General features: G+C 71.2%; 15 protein-coding genes and 3 pseudogenes. 9 read left to right on the forward strand and 9 right to left on the reverse strand.

Annotated elements, in window-relative coordinates:
- Positions 1–35 precede the first annotated feature (35 nt).
- From ACIQ7D_RS15355 to ACIQ7D_RS15370, 4 genes are all read left to right on the forward strand, one after another.
- On the forward strand, positions 36–1,025 hold the full coding sequence (locus ACIQ7D_RS15355) for an acyl-CoA desaturase (protein ID WP_403937633.1): 990 nt from the start codon (positions 36–38) through the stop codon (positions 1,023–1,025).
- Positions 1,025–1,720: a TetR/AcrR family transcriptional regulator gene (locus ACIQ7D_RS15360; protein WP_403937899.1), complete on the forward strand. Its 696-nt coding sequence runs from the start codon at positions 1,025–1,027 to the stop codon at positions 1,718–1,720. Before ACIQ7D_RS15355 ends, ACIQ7D_RS15360 begins: the two co-directional genes overlap by 1 nt.
- A gap of 139 nt (positions 1,721–1,859) precedes the next feature.
- A complete protein-coding gene (locus ACIQ7D_RS15365) occupies positions 1,860–2,459 on the forward strand; it encodes a Uma2 family endonuclease (RefSeq protein ID WP_403937635.1) in 600 nt (199 codons plus the stop codon).
- A 124-nt stretch (positions 2,460–2,583) separates the two neighbouring features.
- A complete protein-coding gene (locus tag ACIQ7D_RS15370; RefSeq protein WP_403937637.1) occupies positions 2,584–3,417 on the forward strand; it encodes a hypothetical protein in 834 nt (277 codons plus the stop codon).
- 69 nt (positions 3,418–3,486) lie between these two features.
- On the opposite strand, the pseudogene ACIQ7D_RS15375 reads toward ACIQ7D_RS15370, so the two are convergent.
- Positions 3,487–3,852: pseudogene (locus tag ACIQ7D_RS15375) on the reverse strand (glyoxalase); the annotation flags it as partial.
- Positions 3,853–3,857: 5 nt separating this feature from the next.
- Positions 3,858–4,688 carry a trans-aconitate 2-methyltransferase gene (locus ACIQ7D_RS15380; protein ID WP_403937640.1) on the reverse strand — a complete coding sequence of 277 codons (831 nt, stop codon included), beginning with the start codon at positions 4,686–4,688 and terminating at the stop codon, positions 3,858–3,860.
- Positions 4,689–4,812: 124 nt separating this feature from the next.
- Between ACIQ7D_RS15380 and ACIQ7D_RS15385 the strand changes: the two genes are divergently transcribed.
- The 3 genes and pseudogenes from ACIQ7D_RS15385 to ACIQ7D_RS15395 all read left to right on the forward strand — a co-directional run bounded on the left by ACIQ7D_RS15385 (position 4,813) and on the right by ACIQ7D_RS15395 (position 6,607).
- Positions 4,813–5,310: a MarR family transcriptional regulator gene (locus ACIQ7D_RS15385; RefSeq protein WP_329823396.1), complete on the forward strand. Its 498-nt coding sequence runs from the start codon at positions 4,813–4,815 to the stop codon at positions 5,308–5,310.
- Positions 5,311–5,350: 40 nt separating this feature from the next.
- Positions 5,351–6,009, forward strand: a pseudogene (locus tag ACIQ7D_RS15390) (alpha/beta fold hydrolase); the annotation flags it as partial.
- A 25-nt stretch (positions 6,010–6,034) separates the two neighbouring features.
- Positions 6,035–6,607: pseudogene (locus ACIQ7D_RS15395) on the forward strand (TetR/AcrR family transcriptional regulator).
- Here ACIQ7D_RS15395 and ACIQ7D_RS15400 read toward each other — a convergent pair.
- From ACIQ7D_RS15400 to galT, 4 genes are all read right to left on the reverse strand, one after another.
- A complete protein-coding gene (locus ACIQ7D_RS15400) occupies positions 6,591–7,454 on the reverse strand; it encodes a LuxR C-terminal-related transcriptional regulator (RefSeq protein ID WP_403937642.1) in 864 nt (287 codons plus the stop codon). The pseudogene ACIQ7D_RS15395 and the gene ACIQ7D_RS15400 sit on opposite strands and share 17 nt — an antisense overlap.
- 311 nt (positions 7,455–7,765) lie before the next feature.
- Positions 7,766–8,911, reverse strand: coding sequence for a galactokinase (galK, locus tag ACIQ7D_RS15405; protein ID WP_403937901.1), 1,146 nt, complete (start codon positions 8,909–8,911; stop codon positions 7,766–7,768).
- Positions 8,912–8,979: 68 nt separating this feature from the next.
- Positions 8,980–9,987 carry a UDP-glucose 4-epimerase GalE gene (gene galE, locus ACIQ7D_RS15410; protein WP_403937644.1) on the reverse strand — a complete coding sequence of 336 codons (1,008 nt, stop codon included), beginning with the start codon at positions 9,985–9,987 and terminating at the stop codon, positions 8,980–8,982.
- Positions 9,984–11,027, reverse strand: coding sequence for a galactose-1-phosphate uridylyltransferase (gene galT / locus ACIQ7D_RS15415; protein ID WP_403937646.1), 1,044 nt, complete (start codon positions 11,025–11,027; stop codon positions 9,984–9,986). Before galT ends, galE begins: the two co-directional genes overlap by 4 nt.
- A 140-nt stretch (positions 11,028–11,167) precedes the next feature.
- Here galT and ACIQ7D_RS15420 point away from each other — a divergent pair, with 140 nt between their 5' ends.
- Both ACIQ7D_RS15420 and ACIQ7D_RS15425 read left to right on the forward strand, forming a co-directional pair.
- A complete protein-coding gene (locus ACIQ7D_RS15420) occupies positions 11,168–11,458 on the forward strand; it encodes a hypothetical protein (RefSeq protein ID WP_403937648.1) in 291 nt (96 codons plus the stop codon).
- A complete protein-coding gene (locus ACIQ7D_RS15425) occupies positions 11,458–11,844 on the forward strand; it encodes a hypothetical protein (RefSeq protein ID WP_403937649.1) in 387 nt (128 codons plus the stop codon). Before ACIQ7D_RS15420 ends, ACIQ7D_RS15425 begins: the two co-directional genes overlap by 1 nt.
- A gap of 28 nt (positions 11,845–11,872) precedes the next feature.
- On the opposite strand, the gene ACIQ7D_RS15430 is transcribed toward ACIQ7D_RS15425, so the two are convergent.
- The 3 genes from ACIQ7D_RS15430 to ACIQ7D_RS15440 all read right to left on the reverse strand — a co-directional run bounded on the left by ACIQ7D_RS15430 (position 11,873) and on the right by ACIQ7D_RS15440 (position 16,604).
- Positions 11,873–12,583, reverse strand: coding sequence for a LuxR C-terminal-related transcriptional regulator (locus ACIQ7D_RS15430; protein WP_403937651.1), 711 nt, complete (start codon positions 12,581–12,583; stop codon positions 11,873–11,875).
- Between the two features lie 285 nt (positions 12,584–12,868).
- Positions 12,869–14,671 (reverse strand): PQQ-binding-like beta-propeller repeat protein, encoded by a 1,803-nt coding sequence (locus ACIQ7D_RS15435; RefSeq protein ID WP_403937653.1) that lies wholly within the window; start codon positions 14,669–14,671, stop codon positions 12,869–12,871.
- Between the two features lie 70 nt (positions 14,672–14,741).
- On the reverse strand, positions 14,742–16,604 hold the full coding sequence (locus ACIQ7D_RS15440) for a PQQ-binding-like beta-propeller repeat protein (RefSeq protein WP_403937655.1): 1,863 nt from the start codon (positions 16,602–16,604) through the stop codon (positions 14,742–14,744).
- Positions 16,605–16,687: the final 83 nt, after the last annotated feature.

The raw sequence follows: 16,687 nt of genomic DNA on the forward strand, positions 1-16,687 counted from the left end.
CTCCCCATTCCCCACTCCTCACCCCAGGGATCCCCATGTCCACACCTCCTGACGTGATGAACGATTCCCCTCAGCCGTCACCCTCCGGCTCCACTCCGCTACCGTCGGCCACCGTCGGCGGTGAGAGCAAGGGCCCTCTGGAGCAGTTCGCGCTGCTCGTCTTCATCGTGGTGCCGTTCCTGGCCCTGCTGGCGGCGGTGCCGCTGGCCTGGTCGTGGGGTGGTGTGAGCTGGCTCGATCTGGGCCTGATGGTGGCGATGTACTACATCGGCTGCCATGGTGTGACGATCGGCTATCACCGGTATTTCACGCACGGCGCGTTCAAGGCGAAGCGTCCGCTGCGGATCGCCCTCGCGGTGGCGGGTTCGCTGGCCGTGGAGGGCCCGCTGGTCCGCTGGGTGGCGGATCACCGCAAGCACCACAAGTTCTCGGACGCGGAGGGCGACCCGCACTCGCCGTGGCGGTTCGGGGAGACGCTGCCCGCGCTGCTGAAGGGGTTGTGGTGGGCGCACATCGGCTGGCTGTTCGACGAGGAGCAGACGTCGCAGCAGAAGTACGCCCCGGATCTGATCAAGGATCCGGTGATCCGCGCGGTGTCGCGTCAGTTCGCGATGTGGACGCTGGTCTCGCTGATGGTGCCGCCGCTGGTGGGCGGGTTGGTGACGATGTCCTGGTGGGGTGCTTTCACGGCGTTCTTCTGGGGGTCGCTGGTCCGGGTGGCGCTGCTGCACCATGTCACCTGGTCGATCAACTCGATCTGTCACGCGGTCGGCAAGCAGCCCTTCAAGTCGCGGGACCGTTCGGGCAATGTGTGGTGGCTGGCGGTGCTCTCCTGCGGCGAGTCGTGGCACAACCTGCACCACGCGGACCCGACGAGCGCGCGGCACGGCGTGCTCAGGGGGCAGCTCGATTCGAGCGCCCGGCTGATCCGCTGGTTCGAGGTGCTGGGCTGGGCGAGCGACGCCCGCTGGCCCAGCTCCTCCCGTCTGGACTCCCGCCGCAAGAGCGCACCCGCCAAGGCATGATGGGCACCGTGGCGATCGACGGCGGTACGAGCAAGCAGGGCAGCACGGAGAAGTCCCGTCCCGCGACGGGCCGGCGGACCCGCCGGGTCCGGATGACCGGGGCGGAACGGCGCGAGCAGCTTCTGGACATCGGTCGTACGGTCTTCGCCGAGAAGGGTTTCGAGGCGACGTCGGTGGAGGAGATCGCGGCGAAGGCCGGGGTCTCCAAGCCCGTCGTGTACGAGCACTTCGGCGGCAAGGAGGGGCTGTACGCGGTGGTCGTGGACCGGGAGATGCGCCAGCTCCTCGACATGGTCACGAGCGCCCTGACGGCCGGCCACCCGCGGGAGCTGCTGGAGCAGGCGGCGTTCGCCCTGCTCGACTACATCGAGACGTACACGGACGGCTTCCGCATCCTGGTCCGCGACTCCCCGGTCGCCCAGTCGACGGGCACGTTCGCGTCGCTGATCAGCGACATCGCCACGCAGGTCGAGGACATCCTCGGCATGGAGTTCAAGAACCGCGGCTTCGACCCGAAGCTGGCCCCGCTGTACGCGCAGGCCCTGGTGGGCATGGTGGCGCTGACGGGCCAGTGGTGGGTGGACGCCCGCCGCCCGAAGAAGTCGGAGGTGGCGGCGCACCTGGTGAACCTGGCGTGGCACGGCCTGGAGAACCTGGAGCCGAAGCCGCGGCTCATAGGCCACCGGAAGGTCTGAGCGGGGGGCGGGCCGCGAGGTCGGCGTCGACGCTGGTGTCAACGCCGACAGGTGCGGTCACTCATGGTGATGACGCCTGTCGGTTTTTCGCCGCTACGGTGGAGATGCAGCGCCGATCATTGCGTCCATGGGAGGAATCATGACCGCCGAGCCAGTCAAGCCCGCGCACCAGTGGCCTGTGCCCCCGCAGGACGGCTACACCGTGGACGATCTGTTCACTTTGCCTGGACTCCCGCCTCACACCGAGTTGATCGACGGGAGCCTTGTCTTCGTGAGTCCGCAGCGCGATTTCCACAGCATTGTGATCGACATGTTGGTGACCGGACTGCGCCGCACCGCGCCGGCGGAGGTGAAGGTACGCCGGGAGATGACGGTGGTACTGGACCGCCGCAACGGTCCGGAACCCGACGTGTCCGTCGTTCGTGCCGAGGCGGTCACGAGCCGGAGCGTGACCCGTTTCCAGGCGGCCGATGTCCTGCTGGCCGTCGAGGTGGTTTCGCCCGACTCCGAGGCCCGTGACCACGAGAGCAAACCGCAGAAGTACGCGGCAGCGGGAATCCCGCACTTCTGGCTGGTGGAGATGGCCGGCACGGACGAGCACCCGGTCGTACGGGTCTACGAGCTGGACCCGGTGACGAAGTCGTACGCACTCACGGGGATCCACCACGACCGTCTCAAGACCGGCGTCCCGTTCACCGTCGACATCGACATCACGGGCGAGGCCCTGGACGCCCTCTGATCCCTGGTCCAGCCCGCGCGACGACTCGCGTACCGCTTGAGGGCCCCTCCTCGGCATCGTCCGCGCCCGGGGGCGCGGGCAGTTCATCTGACAGGATGGGCGCTCGCCGACAGAGGAGAGGCCCGTGTCCGCCCGCCCCAGCCTTCTCTACGTGACCGATCTCGGCTACCAGGCCGCGGGGCGGTCCCGCTACTGCGACGAGGACGTCTTCCTGACGTCGCGGCTCCGCGCGGACTTCGACATCGCCGTGTGCCATCCGCTGGACGCGGCGGCTCTGCTGGACCGCTTCGACGCGGCAGTCGTCCGCAACACCGGACCGGTGCTGCGTTACCGGAGCGAGTACGACGCTTTCCGGGCACACGCCCTGGCACGGGGCGCCCGGATCTACAACCCGCTGAACGGACGGGCCGACATGGCGGGCAAGCAGTATCTGCTGGACCTGACGGCCGCCGGTCACCCGGTCATCCCCACCGTCGACCGGCGCCCCGACCTGGGCCTGCTGCCCATCGCCGAGCAGTACGCGGTCAAGCCGAAGGCGGGAGCCGACTCGATAGGGCTCCGTTTCGTGTCCCGGGACGAACTGGACGGTCTCGCCTACGGCGACATTCTGGTCCAGCCGCGCGTCGACTTCCGTTACGAGGTCTCCTTCTACTTCATCGACGACGCCTTCCAGTACGCGTTGCACGCCCCCGACCCCGACCGGCGCTGGGCCCTTGAGCCCTACACGCCCACGGAGGCCGATCTGGTCTTCGCCCGGAGCTTCATCGTCTGGAACACGCTCGACCACGGCATCCAGCGGGTGGACGCCTGCCGCACCCGGGACGGCGGTCTTCTCCTGGTCGAGCTGGAGGACCTGAACCCGTACCTGTCCCTCGGCCTCGTCAGCGACCGGGTCCGCGACGCCTTCGTCACCGGTATGGCGGATTCGCTCCGGCGCTTCCTGGACTCCGGGCGCTGAGCACGGCGAACGCGACGCGCGTGACGCCCGGGTGATCGCCTCGCCGATGGCGAAACCCTTGGGTGTCGGCGCCGTCGGCTCCAGGAACTCCAGGCGGTTGCCCACGGGGTCCAGGGAGAAGAAGCGGCGGTGGCCGGGGAGGTCGGCGTCCCATGTCACCGGGGCTCCCCGTAGCTCCAGGCGGCGGGCGTATGCCTCGATGGCGGTGACGCGCAGGGCCGGGTGGGCCTTTTTCGAGGGGTGGAAGCCGGGTTCGATGCCCAGATGGAGCTGGACCGAGCCGGAGTTGTTGCGGAACCAGCAGCCGCCTCTCGCCGCCAGGGCCGGTGGTTTGGGGATCTCGGTCAGCCCCAGGGCGCCGGTGCAGTACGTGCGTAACGCCTCCTCCGACCCCGGCGGGGCCGCGAGTTGGACGTGGTCCAGGGCTGTCAGCATCCCGTTCACTCCCCCTTGCGGGCGACCGCGAAGAGGCGGCGGAACGGGAAGACCGTGCCGTGGGGGCCCGGCGGGTAGGCGGTGCGCAGGAGGTCCCGGTAGGCGGTGGTGAACTCCTCGGCCGCCGCCGGGTCGTCGGCCAGGGCCGTGAGGACCGGGCGCAGGGCGGTGCCCTTGACCCAGTCGAGGACCGGGTCCTCGCCGGGGAGGAGCTGGAGGTACGTCGTCTCCCAGACGTCCGTCTCGCAGCCGAGGTCCATGAGGCGCGTCAGGTACTCCTCGGGGTCGAGGACGCCGATGGCGCGCACGTTCAGGCGGTCCCGCCAGCGCGGGGCGGCGCACAGCTCGGCGAGGAGGGTGTGGCTGGGGGCCGTGAAGTTGCCGGGGACCTGGAAGGCGAAGGTGCCGCCGGGGGTGAGGGCGCCGGTCCAGGCGGCGAAGGAGTCGGTGTGGTCCGGGACCCACTGGAGGGCGGCATTGGAGACGATCAGGTCGTACGGTTCGTCCGGCGTCCAGCGCGTCGCGTCGCCGGGCCGGAAGTCCAGGGTGCCGCCGCCGGGCGTGGGGCCCGCGTACTCGGCGGTCGCGCGGGCCAGCATCTCGGGCGAGTTGTCGAAGCCGGTGATCCGGGCGGTGGGCCAGCGGCCGGCGAGGAGCGCGGTGACATTGCCCGCGCCGCAGCCGAGGTCGGCGATCCTGGGGACCTTGCCGGGGCCACCGGGCAGGTCGGGGATACGGGCCAGCAGGTCCAGGAAGGGGCGGGTGCGGTGGCCCGCGTGCCTGAGGTACTGGGACGGGTCCCAGGTCGGCGCGGCGGACGGGGACGACGACGGCATGGTGGTGTTCCCTCGCTGGTACGGAGCGGGCGGGCAGGGCCCGGCGGGTTCCTTTCCAGCCTGCACCCCAAAGTCTCTTGACGTCAAGAGACTTCATGTCGAGGGACCCTCTACACTGATCGCCATGGAGGATGAGGTCGACCGACTGGTGGCGGCATGGCGTCGAGAGCGTCCCGACCTCGACGTGGAGCCGCTGGAGGTGCTCAGCCGCGTGAGCAGGCTGGCCCGGCACCTCGACCGCGCGCGCCGGATCGCGTTCTCCGAGCACGGCCTGGAGCCGTGGGAGTTCGACGTACTGACCTCGCTGCGCCGCGCCGGCGACCCGTACCAGCTCTCCCCCGGCCAGCTTCTGACGCAGACGCTGGTCACCTCGGGCACCATGACCAACCGGATCGACCGGCTGGCCCAGAAGGGCCTGGTCGAGCGGTTGCCCGACCCCAGCGACCGGCGTGGCGTGCTGGTCCGGCTCACACCCGAGGGGCGGGACCGCGCGGATCAGTCGCTCGCCGGGCTGCTCGCCCAGGAGCGCGCGATCCTCGCCGAGCTGTCCGGTGCGCAGCGAGGCGAACTGGCGGGGCTGCTACGGCAGTTGACAGCGCCGTTCGACAACGTTCCCGGCTAGACCTCCGGAGCCCTCGGACCCACCGCCCGCGCAAAGCCCCGAGTCCAGTGTCGGCTGGCCGGCCTGGAGCCGTACCGCCATCGCCCGCGACCTGCTCACCGTGATCCGCCACCTGGGCGGCCCGGCCGTGCTCGTGGGCCACTCGATCTCCGGCGGCGCCGCCACCATCGCCGCCGCGCGGGAGCCCTCGCTGGTCACCGCGGTGGTCGAGTTGGCGCCGTTCACCCGCGAGCAGTCGGTCCGCCTCGGCGACCTGCGGGTGAAGCGCTTCCGGCAGGACATGGCGCGGCTGCTCGGCGCGGGCGTGTTCGGCAGCGTGCGGCTCTGGCGCTCTCGTATCTCGGTGTGGCCTACCCCGGCGTGAAGCCGGCCGACCGGGCCGAGCGACTGGGGCGTGTCGACTCCCTGCTGCGTGAGCCGGGCCCGATGGCGGCCCTGCGGGGCATGGGCCGCCGCGCCCCGGCCGACGCCGGCGCGCGGCTCGGCGATGTCCGCTGCCCGGTGCTGGTGGTGATGGGCACGCTCGACCCCGACTGGGCCGACCTTCACGCCGAGGGTTCGGCGATCGTCAAGGCCCTGCCGTGCGGTCTCGGTCGCCTGGAGATGATCGAGGGCGCCGGGCACTACCCGCACGACCACTTCCCCGACCGGGTGGTCCCGCTCGTGCTCGCCTTCCTCCGGTCGGAGGCCGCCCGTGCCCAGGGCCGGTCTGGATCCGGCGGCCGTGGTCGCGGCCGGTGCCGCCCTCGCCGACGAGGTGGGCCTCGCCCGTCTGACGATGGGCCTGCTGGCGGAGCGGGTGGGCGTGCGCGCCCGTCCCTGTACAAGCACGTGGGCGGCCAGGAAGAGCTCAACCGGCGTTATCGCGGCCCTGGCGTTGAAGCAGGCCGCCGACGCCGTCGGGGGCGCGGTCCAGGGGTACGCGGGCCGTGACGCCCTGGCGGCCGCGGCGCGCGCCTTCCGGGGCTTCGTCCTGGCGCACCCCGGCCGGTACGCCGCGACGATCGGCGTGGAGCCGGCCGGGCCCGACGATCCGATGGCCGCCGCGGCTCAGCGGCTGCTGGGCGCGTTCACTGCGGTCCTGCGCGGCTACGAGGCCGGGGAGCGGGACGTGGACCACGCCCTGCGCATGCTCCGCGGTCTCTGCCACGGCTTCGCCACGTTGCAGGCGGCCCACGGGTTCCAGTGGAGCGCCGACATCGACGAGAGCTTCGAATGGCTCATCGCCTTCGCGGACCGGGGCCCGCGCGCCATGTGCGGTGCCCAGGACCCGGAGCGTGTCAGCCCGCCGAGGTGATCTGGCGCGGCACCAGGTCGACCGGTCCGACGCCCGCCCTGCGGGCCAGCGCGACCGCGGCCAGCGTGGAGTGGACGCCGAGTTTGCCCAGCACGTTCTGCATGTGCGTACGCACGGTGTGCGGGGAGAGGAAGAGGCGTTCGGCCACGGCCTTGCGGCCCAGGCCGGCGACCATGCAGCGCAGCACCTCGCGTTCGCGGGGGGTCAGCGACTCGACCAGCCGTTCGCTCTCCGTACGGTGCTTGCGCGCGGCCGTCAGCTCCCGCAGGACGCCGGTGAGCAGCGCGGGCGGCAGATGGGTCTCGTCGCGCAGGACGCCCCGTACGACGGTGAGCAGCCGCTGGAGCGAGCAGTCCTTCGCGACCCAGCCGGACGCGCCGGCCTGGAGCGCGAGTGCGGCGCGGCGCGGGTCGTCCTTCTCGGCGAGGACGACCGTACGGACGGACGGCTGGCCGGAGCGGACCCCGGCGACCAGCGAGATGCCGTCGACGGGCGCGCTCTCGCCGTGGTCCGGTACGGCGCGCGCGACCGGTGCGGGCAGCGCGGGTCCTGCGGGCACGGCCGGCAGCGGGACGGGGCCGCCGTTCGCGTGCCCGTTCGTGAGCCCGGCCGGATGCCCGGTGGGCGTGCCGTGGACGGCGCCCGCGGCGATCGCGCCGAGGTCGGCGTCGACCAGCATCACATCGAATCTGCGCCCTTCCGCCGCCGCGCGGTCGAGGCAGCGCAGCGCGGCGGGACCGCTGCCGGCTGCCGCGACGTCGACGTCCGGCTCGGCCGCGAGCGCCGCTGCCAGCGACTCCGCGAAAATGCGATGGTCGTCCACCACCAGAACCCGGATACGTACCATGGACACCCCCTCAAGGTGGGGAGCGGACGGTGCGGGCACGGCGCCCGTGGTGCGGTGATATGTCAATGGCGCGGCCGCCGCCGCGTGTTGACCGATACCCCGCCCCGGGCGTCGTACCCGCTTGTCTCCACCCCTGATCAGCACCGGCCCCCACCGGTGCATGTGCATCAGCGTACGGGCGTCGGCCGGGAGGGGAAGGAATTTCGCAGAACTCGTTGGCCTGGTTGTTTATGGTGAGACTGATGTTTCGTATCGAGACAGAAGTCGACAAATATCGACGCCTGTTGTTCGGTGAATGATCGATCCGGTGGTCAGACGCGGTGCGCGCCCCGCGACGGGATCGCCGGGAAGATACGCGGCGCCGCGTACCCCGCCGCCGCGAACGCCTCCGTGACCGACTTGGCCGTCGCGTCGGACGTGTCCTCCTCGACCAGGACGATCGCCGAGCCGCCGAAGCCGCCGCCCGTCATCCGGGCGCCGAGCGCGCCGGCCGCCGTCGCCGAGGTGACCACCAGGTCCAGTTCCGCGCAGGAGACCCGCAGGTCGTCGCGGAGCGAGGCGTGCCCCTCGGTGAGGAGCGGGCCGACCGCGCGGACGTCGCCCGCGTCGAGCAGGTCGATGACCCGCTCGACCCGGTGGTTCTCGGTCACGACATGGCGGGTGTAGGCGCGTACGGTCTCGCTCTCGCCCGCCGCCGTCAGCCGGTCGAGGGCGGCGGGCAGTTCCCCGTACGGGATGTCCCGGAGCGCGGGCACCCCGAGCGCCCGCGCGCCCGCCTCGCACCCGGCGCGCCGCTCGGCGTACGCGCCGTCGCCCAGCTCGTGCTGGACACGGGTGTCCACGACGAGCAGCCGCAGCCCCTGCGCGGCGAGGTCGAAGGGGACCTGGCGCTGGGCGAGGTCGCGGGTGTCCAGGTGGAGGGCGTGGCCCTCGGCGCAGCACGCCGAGGCCATCTGGTCCATGACGCCGCACGGCACGCCGACGAAGTCGTTCTCGGCGCGCTGTGCGAGGACGGCCAGCTCGGTCGCGTTCAGGCCGAGTTCGTACAGGTCGTTCAGGGCGAGCGCGGTGACGACCTCCAGCGCGGCGGAGGAGGAGAGCCCGGCGCCGGTCGGCACGGTCGACGCGAGGTGGATGTCGGCCCCGGCGACGGGGTGGCCCGCCGCACGCAGCGCCCAGACCACGCCCGCCGGGTACGCGGCCCAGCCGGTGTCGGAGAGCGGGACGAGCGCGGCGGCGTCGAGCTGGACGATGGAGCCGGGGATGTCGGCGGAGTGCACGCGCAGGACATGGTCCGTACGGCGGGACACGGCGGCGACGGCCCGGTGCGGCAGGGCCAGCGGCATGACGAAGCCGTCGTTGTAGTCGGTGTGTTCACCGATCAGGTTGACGCGTCCCGGGGCCGCCCAGACGCCCTCGGGGGCGGTGCCGTACAGCCGCCGGAACTGCTCGGCCACGGCCGTGGCCGTGTCGCTGTCACCACCGGCCTCGTCCGTCCGGCCACCGGCGTTGGTGCCGCTCTCGCTCACCCTGGTTCTCCTTCGCTGGTCGTGCCTTGGTTCTTGTCGCGTGCGAACGCCCAGGCGTCCGCGACGATGCCCGTCAGGTCGGCGCGGCTCGGGCTCCAGCCCAGGCGGCGGTGGGCGGTGTCGGCCGAGGCGACGAGGACGGCGGGGTCGCCGTCCCGGCGCGCGGCCATGACCTCGGGGATGGGGTGGCCGGTGACCTTGCGTACGGTCTCGATGACCTCGCGGACCGAGAAGCCGTTGCCGTTGCCGAGGTTGCAGATCAGGTGCTCGCCGCCGGTGGCCGCGTCCAGTGCGCGCAGGTGGGCCTCGGCGAGGTCCGCGACGTGGATGTAGTCGCGTACGCAGGTGCCGTCCGGTGTCGGGTAGTCGTCGCCGTAGACGGAGATGGACGGGCGGGTGCCGAGGGCGACCTGGAGGACGAGCGGGATGAGATGCGACTCGGGGTCGTGGCGCTCGCCGGCGGTCGCGCCGGAGCGCGCGGCGTACGCGCCCGCGACGTTGAAGTAGCGCAGCGAGACGGCCGCGAGGCCGTGCGCGACGCACTCGGCGCCGATCATGTGGTCGACGGCGAGCTTCGTGGCGCCGTACGGGCTGGTCGGGGAGGTCGGGTCGGTCTCCGTGATGGGCGTGGAGACGGGCTCGCCGTAGGTCGCGGCGGTGGACGAGAAGACCAGCGTCCGTACGCCGGCGGAGCGCATCGCGGCGAGCAGCGCCATGGAGCCGCCGACGTTGTTCTCCCAGTACTTCTCGGGCTTGGCGACGGACTCGCCGACCTGGGAGGAGGCCGCGAAGTGCAGCACGGCGTCGTACGAGGGATCGAGCCACTGCGCGGCGTCCTGGATGCGGCCCTCGATGAACTCGGCGCCCTCGGGGACCCCGGCGCGGAAGCCGGTGGAGAGGTCGTCGAGCACGGTCACCGCGTGCCCCGCCTCCAGCAGATGGGCCGCGACCACGCTGCCGACATATCCCGCACCGCCCGTGACCAGGTACTTCTTGGCGCTCACTCGCTCGCTACCTCTCGCAGTCGCTCGGCCGCGGCCTCCGGCGGCACATCGTTGATGAACACACTCATGCCGGATTCGGAACCCGCGAGGAATTTCAGCTTGCCGGAAGTGCGGCGGATGGTGAAAAGCTCAAGGTGGAGCGCGAAGTCGTCCCGTCCGGCGGCCCGGAAGGGGGCCTGGTGCCAGGCGGCGATGTACGGCGTGGGCGGTTCACCTTCACCGAAGATCCGGTCGAAGCGCCTCAAGAGTTCCAGATACATCTGTGGAAACTCTGTGCGCGCCGCGTCGTCGAGCCCGCGCAGGTCGGGGACGCGCCGCTTGGGGTACAGGTGGACCTCGTACGGCCAGTGCGCCGCGTACGGCACGAACGCGACCCAGTGCTCGCCGTCGAGCACGATCCGGGACCCGTCCGCGGCCTCCTTCGCCACGAGGTCGTCGAAGAGGTTACGGCCGGTCGCCTCGCGGTGCGCGGCCACGGAGCGGAGCATGAGCGCGGAGCGCGGGGTGACGAAGGGGTACGCGTAGATCTGCCCGTGCGGATGGGCGAGCGTCACGCCGATCTCGGCGCCGCGGTTCTCGAACGCGAAGACCTGCTCGACCTGCGGGAGTTCGGCCAGCTCCGCGGTGCGGTCGGTCCAGGCGTCGAGGACGAGGGCGGCCTGTTCGTCGGTGAGGTCGGCGAAGGAGGCGTCGTGGTCGGAGGTGAAGCAGACGACCTCGCACCGCCCGGAGTCCCCGGCGAGGGAGGGGAACCGGTTCTCGAAGACGGCGACGTCGTACTCCGGCTCGGGGATCTCACTGAGCCGCCCGTCCCGGGACGGGCAGAGGGGGCACTCGTCGGCGGGCGGGTGGTACGTACGCCCCTGCCGGTGCGAGGCGATGGCGACGGAGTCGCCGAGGAGCGGGTCGTGTCGCACCTCGGAGGTGGTGGCGACGGGGCCGAGCGGCCGGCGGTCGGGGGTGTCGCGGACGGCGTCGTCCCGGGAGTCGTAGTAGACGATCTCGCGCCCGTCGGCGAGTCGGGTCGACGTCTTCTTCACTACGGAACTCCCTCGCGCTCCAATCAAACAAAAGCAAACACAAGAAATCACAAATCGACAGTCGAGGTCAAGAGGGAGGACTTCCGATCAAGGGCGAAGAACGGGCACCCGGACGCGTATACGCGACGTATCCTGGTTGCGTGAACGACTCAAAAGACGTGATGATCCGTGTCCCCGACAGCGTCCGCAACCGCCTCGCCGTACTGGCCGAGGCCCGCTCCATCTCCATCAGGGCCCTGCTCCAGGAATTCGCGGAGTCCACGCTCACGCCCGAGGAGCGTGAGGAGAAGGTGGCAGCAACGAAGCGCTACATCGCCGAGCACTTCGGTGTCCACGTCACCGAAGCCGACCTCGAAGCTGCCCGACGCCGGGTCCGCGAGTCGAACTCCGGCCAGGAAACCGCCCCCACGACCGAGCAGCGAGCCGCCTGATGCTCCAGCACTTCATCCTGGACGATCCGACACTGATCGCGCTGGGCGGCGGAAACCACGCGGCATCCAGCCTGATCGTCATCGGCCAGGAGGACCCCCACCTGCGCCTCCTCGTCCCCACGCTGTGCATCGTCGAAGCCGATCGCAAACGGGAAGGAGTCGGAATCCACGCCGGTTCGCTGGACGTGTTACACACCGTCGACCTGGATTTCCCTTCGAGCTTACGGGTCGCTGAACTGGCCCGTGCGGGAGTATCTCTCGGGATCGCGCACGCCGTGGTGACCGCTGCACCGACACTCGACCGTCCGAGCGGCGCGACCATCGCGACGGTCGCGCCCGAGAACTACGAGGGCCACGACGTCACCGTCTCGGACCTCAACAAATAACCCCCTCGGAACACGAGGGCCCCGGCTCTCAATCGATCGGATCCGGGTCCGTCGCCGGATGCGCGCGCGCCGTCAGGACCGCGGCGCGGTCCAGGAGGCCCGTGCGGGCCGCCAGGGCCGCGGCCTCCAGGCGGGAGCCGACGCCCAGTTTCATCAGGACCCGTTGCACATGGGTCCTGGCCGTGCTCGGCGCTATGCCCATGCCCGCCGCGATCAGCCGCGTGTCCTCGCCCTCAGCGACCCTGACCAGCACCTCGATCTCGCGCGGCGTGAGCATCCGCAGCAGTCGCTGGCCCTCGTCGTCCGGCTGCGCCGCCGGGTTGAGCAGTTCCGTGAACGCGCCCTGGAGGAGCTGTGGCGCGACCGCCGCCTCGCCCGCCCGCGCCTTGACCATGGCCCGCTCGACGCCCTCGATGCGCTCGTCGTGCCGTACGTAGCCGGACGCGCCCGCCGCGAACGCCGCCGCGATACCGCGCGGGCTGGGCACCGGGCCCAGCACCACCACCGCCACCTGCGGGCGGTCCCGTTTGATCCGTACGATCGGGTCGAACGCGCCCGGCTCCGCCGGTGCCGCCGTACCCAGCAGGCACACCTCCGGCGCCCTGCTCACCACCAGCTCCGCGACGCCCGCCGTCGGCGCGGCCGCAGCGAGCACCCGGTGCCCCCGCAGCTTCAGCGCGGAGGCGAGCGCCTCGGCCAGCAACCTGTGATCGTCGACCACCATGAGCCGCACGCCCATCGAGCAACCCCCCATCCCCCGCTGGTCCCTGACCCCCCGACCTCTGACCCGGCAAGCTACACGCTTGTTCGACATCGCGCGCGCCTTACCGGGCAGAAGCCCCCCGGATCAGCGAAATTCGTCTGGTTCAGGGCAAGTTGACCTCACATTCGGCCGCTCCGGGGACGCGAAGGGATCACTCCCTGATCACGCGTGAGCGGCCCTGCCGTCACCCGGCGGGGCCGCTCTGTCCGTCGTACGGGCGGGCAGGGCCGCCAGGACCGTGACGCCCGGCGGCGTCCGGCGTCAGCGCGTCGTGAACATCACCGCGAGGAACTTCTTCCGGCTGCTCGACGCGGACGGCTCGCTCAGCATGACGTCGGAGATGAACAGCCGGCCGTCGCTGTACAGCAGCTCCGAGTAGTCCTCGCTGAAGTTGGACTCCAGGTTGTCGAGCGAGTCGTCGGACGGGTTCTGCATCAGCACCGTCTGCTTGAACGTTCCGCCGTCGACGGAGACGATCTGGCCGCCCTCACCATAGGGGGGCCGCTTGTAGGCGATGATGTTGCCGCCGTCCATGCGCAGCGGGGAGATCGTGTACGTACCGCCCGCGTCGGCCCGGTCCGAGGTGGTCTTCCCGGTGGCCAGGTCGTACGAGATGATCTCGTTCGTCTCGCCGTAGTCCTCGCCGTCCGCGTCGTGCTCCTCGGTCGGCAGATAGAGCCGGTCGTTGCCGACCACCAGGCGCTGGCACTTCTCGACCTCGGTGGCTCCGCACTCCGCCGACATGTTCCCCGCCGGGAACTTGGCGCGCAGCTTGCCGGTCTTCTCGTCGATCGAGAAGAAGTCCGAAATGCTGCTGGCGCCGGCCGCGGTCTCGCCCACGTCGGCCGCGACGACGAGCGGCTTGGTGGAGATGATGCCCGCGTACTTGACGCCGACCGGCATCTTGAACGTCGAGACCACGGCGCCCGTGAGCGGGTTCAGGTTCTGGATCGAGACCTGCGGGTCGTCGTACGAGCCGCACTTGCGGGCCGCGACCAGCCCCTCACCGCCGCCGTACCCCATGTCGTAACAGCCCTCGGCGCTGGCCTCCGGCTTCCAGCGGACGGAGCCGTCGGCGACGTCGAAGGCCGCGCCGCCGTCCGTACCGCCCGCCGCGACCGTCGAGCCGCTGAGCGTGACCTCGTTGAAACTCGACTTGCTGTCACCGGAGTTGGAGCCCGTGACGGACTTGCTCCAGAGCAGTTTGCCGGCCGCGAGGTCGATCACGCCGACCTCGGTGCACTGCTGGTAGTCCTTGTCGTTGGCGCGCTTGGCGGGCTCGAAGGCGATCGCGGTCCGGTTGTCCTTGGTGACATGCTTCGTCGCCGCGCAGACCTGGCCGGGCAGCGGGATCGTCCAGAGCCGGCTGTTCTTGTCCCGGTCGTACGCGACGATCTCGTTGACGCCCGTCTTCACATAGGCGGTGCTGGTGAGCCAGGAGCCGCTGACGTCGGTGATGCCGACGACCTCGGGCACCGGGAGCTGGTAGCCGAGCTTCGACTTGGTGTTGGACGGCGCCTTCTCGGTGCCGCCCCCGAGGTTCTTGGTGCCGCCCGAGCCGCCCGTGCCTCCGTCGGCGGAGCCGCCGGACGCGCCGGCCGAGGAGGCGTTCGTCTCGCCGCCGCCGGAGGAGGACGCGTACCAGATGCCGCTGCCGATGATCAGCACGACGGCGACGGCCGCGGCGGCGATGATCTGCGTCTGGCGGTTCGGCTTCCTGCCGCCGCCGGGACCGGCCGGGGCGCCGGGACCACCGGGGCCGGCCGGGGCGCCGTACGGGGGCTGTTGCGCGTACGGGCCCTGGGGCTGCGTGGGGTACCCGTATCCGGGGTGGCCGGGCTGCTGCCCAGGCTGACCGGACGGGCCGGGCTGACCGGGCGGTCCCGGGTAGCCGTACCCCTGCGGGTACCCGTACCCCGGGTTCTGCGGGGGCGGCGTCGGCGCGCCGAAACCGCCGGGCGGCGGGTCCTGCGGGGCGCCGAACCCGCCGGCCGGGGGCTCCTGCGGGGGCGGGCCCGCCGGTGGAGGCGGCTGGTTGGGCGGTGGCGGAGGGGGCTGCGTCATGGCGTACGTACCTCGGGAGATCCGGAGAAGAACGGAGAGGGAGACAGAGGGGGACGGGAGCGAGGGACGGTCAGTCGGCGAAGACCATCATGGTCTTCACCTGTAGTTCCTCTTTGTCGTTGCTCGCGCTGACCCGGCCGCTGGCCAGGTAGAACCGGCCGCCCGCGTAGAGGTACTTCGCCGAGTAGAAGGAGCTCTCGATCTGGGACGTCGACGCCGGGTGCTGCTGGATGACCTTCGGGGCGCCGCCCGTCGGTGCGATCGTCGCGACCGTGCCGCCCTTGTCGTACGAGGCGTCCATGTAGACGAGGACCTTGCCGCCCTCCATGCCCAGCGGCGTCATCGTGCGGCCCTCCGGCGCCTTCGAGCGCCAGGTGGACTTCCCGGTGGCCAGGCTGAAGGCGACGACCTCGTTGGTGCGTGAGGTGCTCGACGCGGGCGCGGTCGCGATGTAGAAGTTGTTCGCGTCGGCGGCGACGCCGACGCAGCCTTCCAGGTTCTGGCCGAAGACGATGAAGCCACCGCCGCAGTTCGGCTGGAACTTGTCCTTGCCGCCTTCGAGCTGCGAGCGCAGGGTGCCGTTCGCGTTGAGCCCGAGGATGCTCCAGGTGTCCTCGTCGCTGTTCTCCACCGAGATGACCAGCGGGTTGACGGAGTAGACCTTCTGGAGGTCCCAGCCCTTCTTGAGCTGGTACGACCACTTGGCCTTGCCGGTGGTCGCGTCCAGCTCCGAGACCCGCTTGTCGTCCAGACCGCAGTCCATGCCGGCTATCAGCTTGGCGCCGCCGGCGAACGACTCGGGCTGACAGTCGCCGTCCTGCTTGCCGAAGAGCTCTTTGCCGTCGCTGACGCGGTAGCCGTCGGAGTTGCTGGAGCGGCCGACGGCGACGGTGTCCCCGCTGATGGCCAGCGTCAGTTCACTGACGAAGTCCCAGTTCCCGTGCTTGGTGACGGCCTTCTTCCAGCCGGCCTTGCCGGTGTTCAGGTCGATCATCTGGAGCTGTGTGCACTTCGCGTCCTCGGAGTTGTCGTCCTTGAACGCGATGACGATCTTGCCGTCGTCGGTCGCCGAGTGGGGCGCGGCGCACACCGGCGCGGCCGTCGGGACCGTCCACTTCTTCTTGCCGTCGCTCGCGGCGTAGCCGACGACCGACTTGTACATGGCCTTGACGACGGTGTCGCCGACGAGCCACGGGCCGTACACGTCGGCGCCGTTGCGCGGCAGGTCCACATCGTTGGTCTGGAGCCAGGCGATCTTGGATTCGCCGTCCTTGCGTCCGGCGTTGAGGTCGTCGTTCGCCTCCCGGCCGCTGCCGCTGCCGTCGCCCTGGTCGACCTCGCCGCCGCCGTCGGACGACGTGGTCGGGTCGGCGCCCTCGCTCTTGCCCGCGACCGGCTGCTTGTCCTGGCCGTCGTCGTCACCGCTGCCGGCGAACCACACACCGCCACCGATGACCAGCAGCGCGGCGACCGCCGCCGCGACGATGACTCCGGGCCTGCCCCAGCTGAAGTTCTTGGCTCCCCCGGAACCGCCGGGGCCGCTGCCGAGGGGCGCGGTGGGCGGGCCGGGGTGGCCGGGATAGCCGTAGCCGGGCTGGGAGTTGTACGGGCCCGGCTGCTGACCGTAGGGGCCGGGCTGCTGGTACGGGCCGGGCGCCTGACCGTACGGGCCCGGCTGCTGGTACGGGCCCGACTGCTGTCCGTACGGACCCGGCGCCTGACCGGGCGCCTGGGGGTAGCCGTAGCCGGGCTGCGGAGCGGGCGGCCGGCCTGGCGGCGTCGGCGGCTGGGCGGGCGCCTGGGGCGGCATCGGCGGCTGGGTCGGCGGCTGCGCGCCCCCGTACGGGGCGTTCTGCGGCGGACCCTGAGGTGAGGAATCCTGTGGAGCTCCGAAGCCCCCCTGCGGCGGCTGCTGGTTGGGTGGCTGGGTCATCAGCGCTTTCCCCCTGTTGCTGCGGAGCACGGCCCGGTCGGACTCCCCCGCGATCCCGGCGGCCGGACGGAGCGGTCGGCCGG

This window comes from Streptomyces sp. NPDC096310 (genome assembly GCF_044763125.1).
GTDB lineage: Bacteria > Actinomycetota > Actinomycetes > Streptomycetales > Streptomycetaceae > Streptomyces.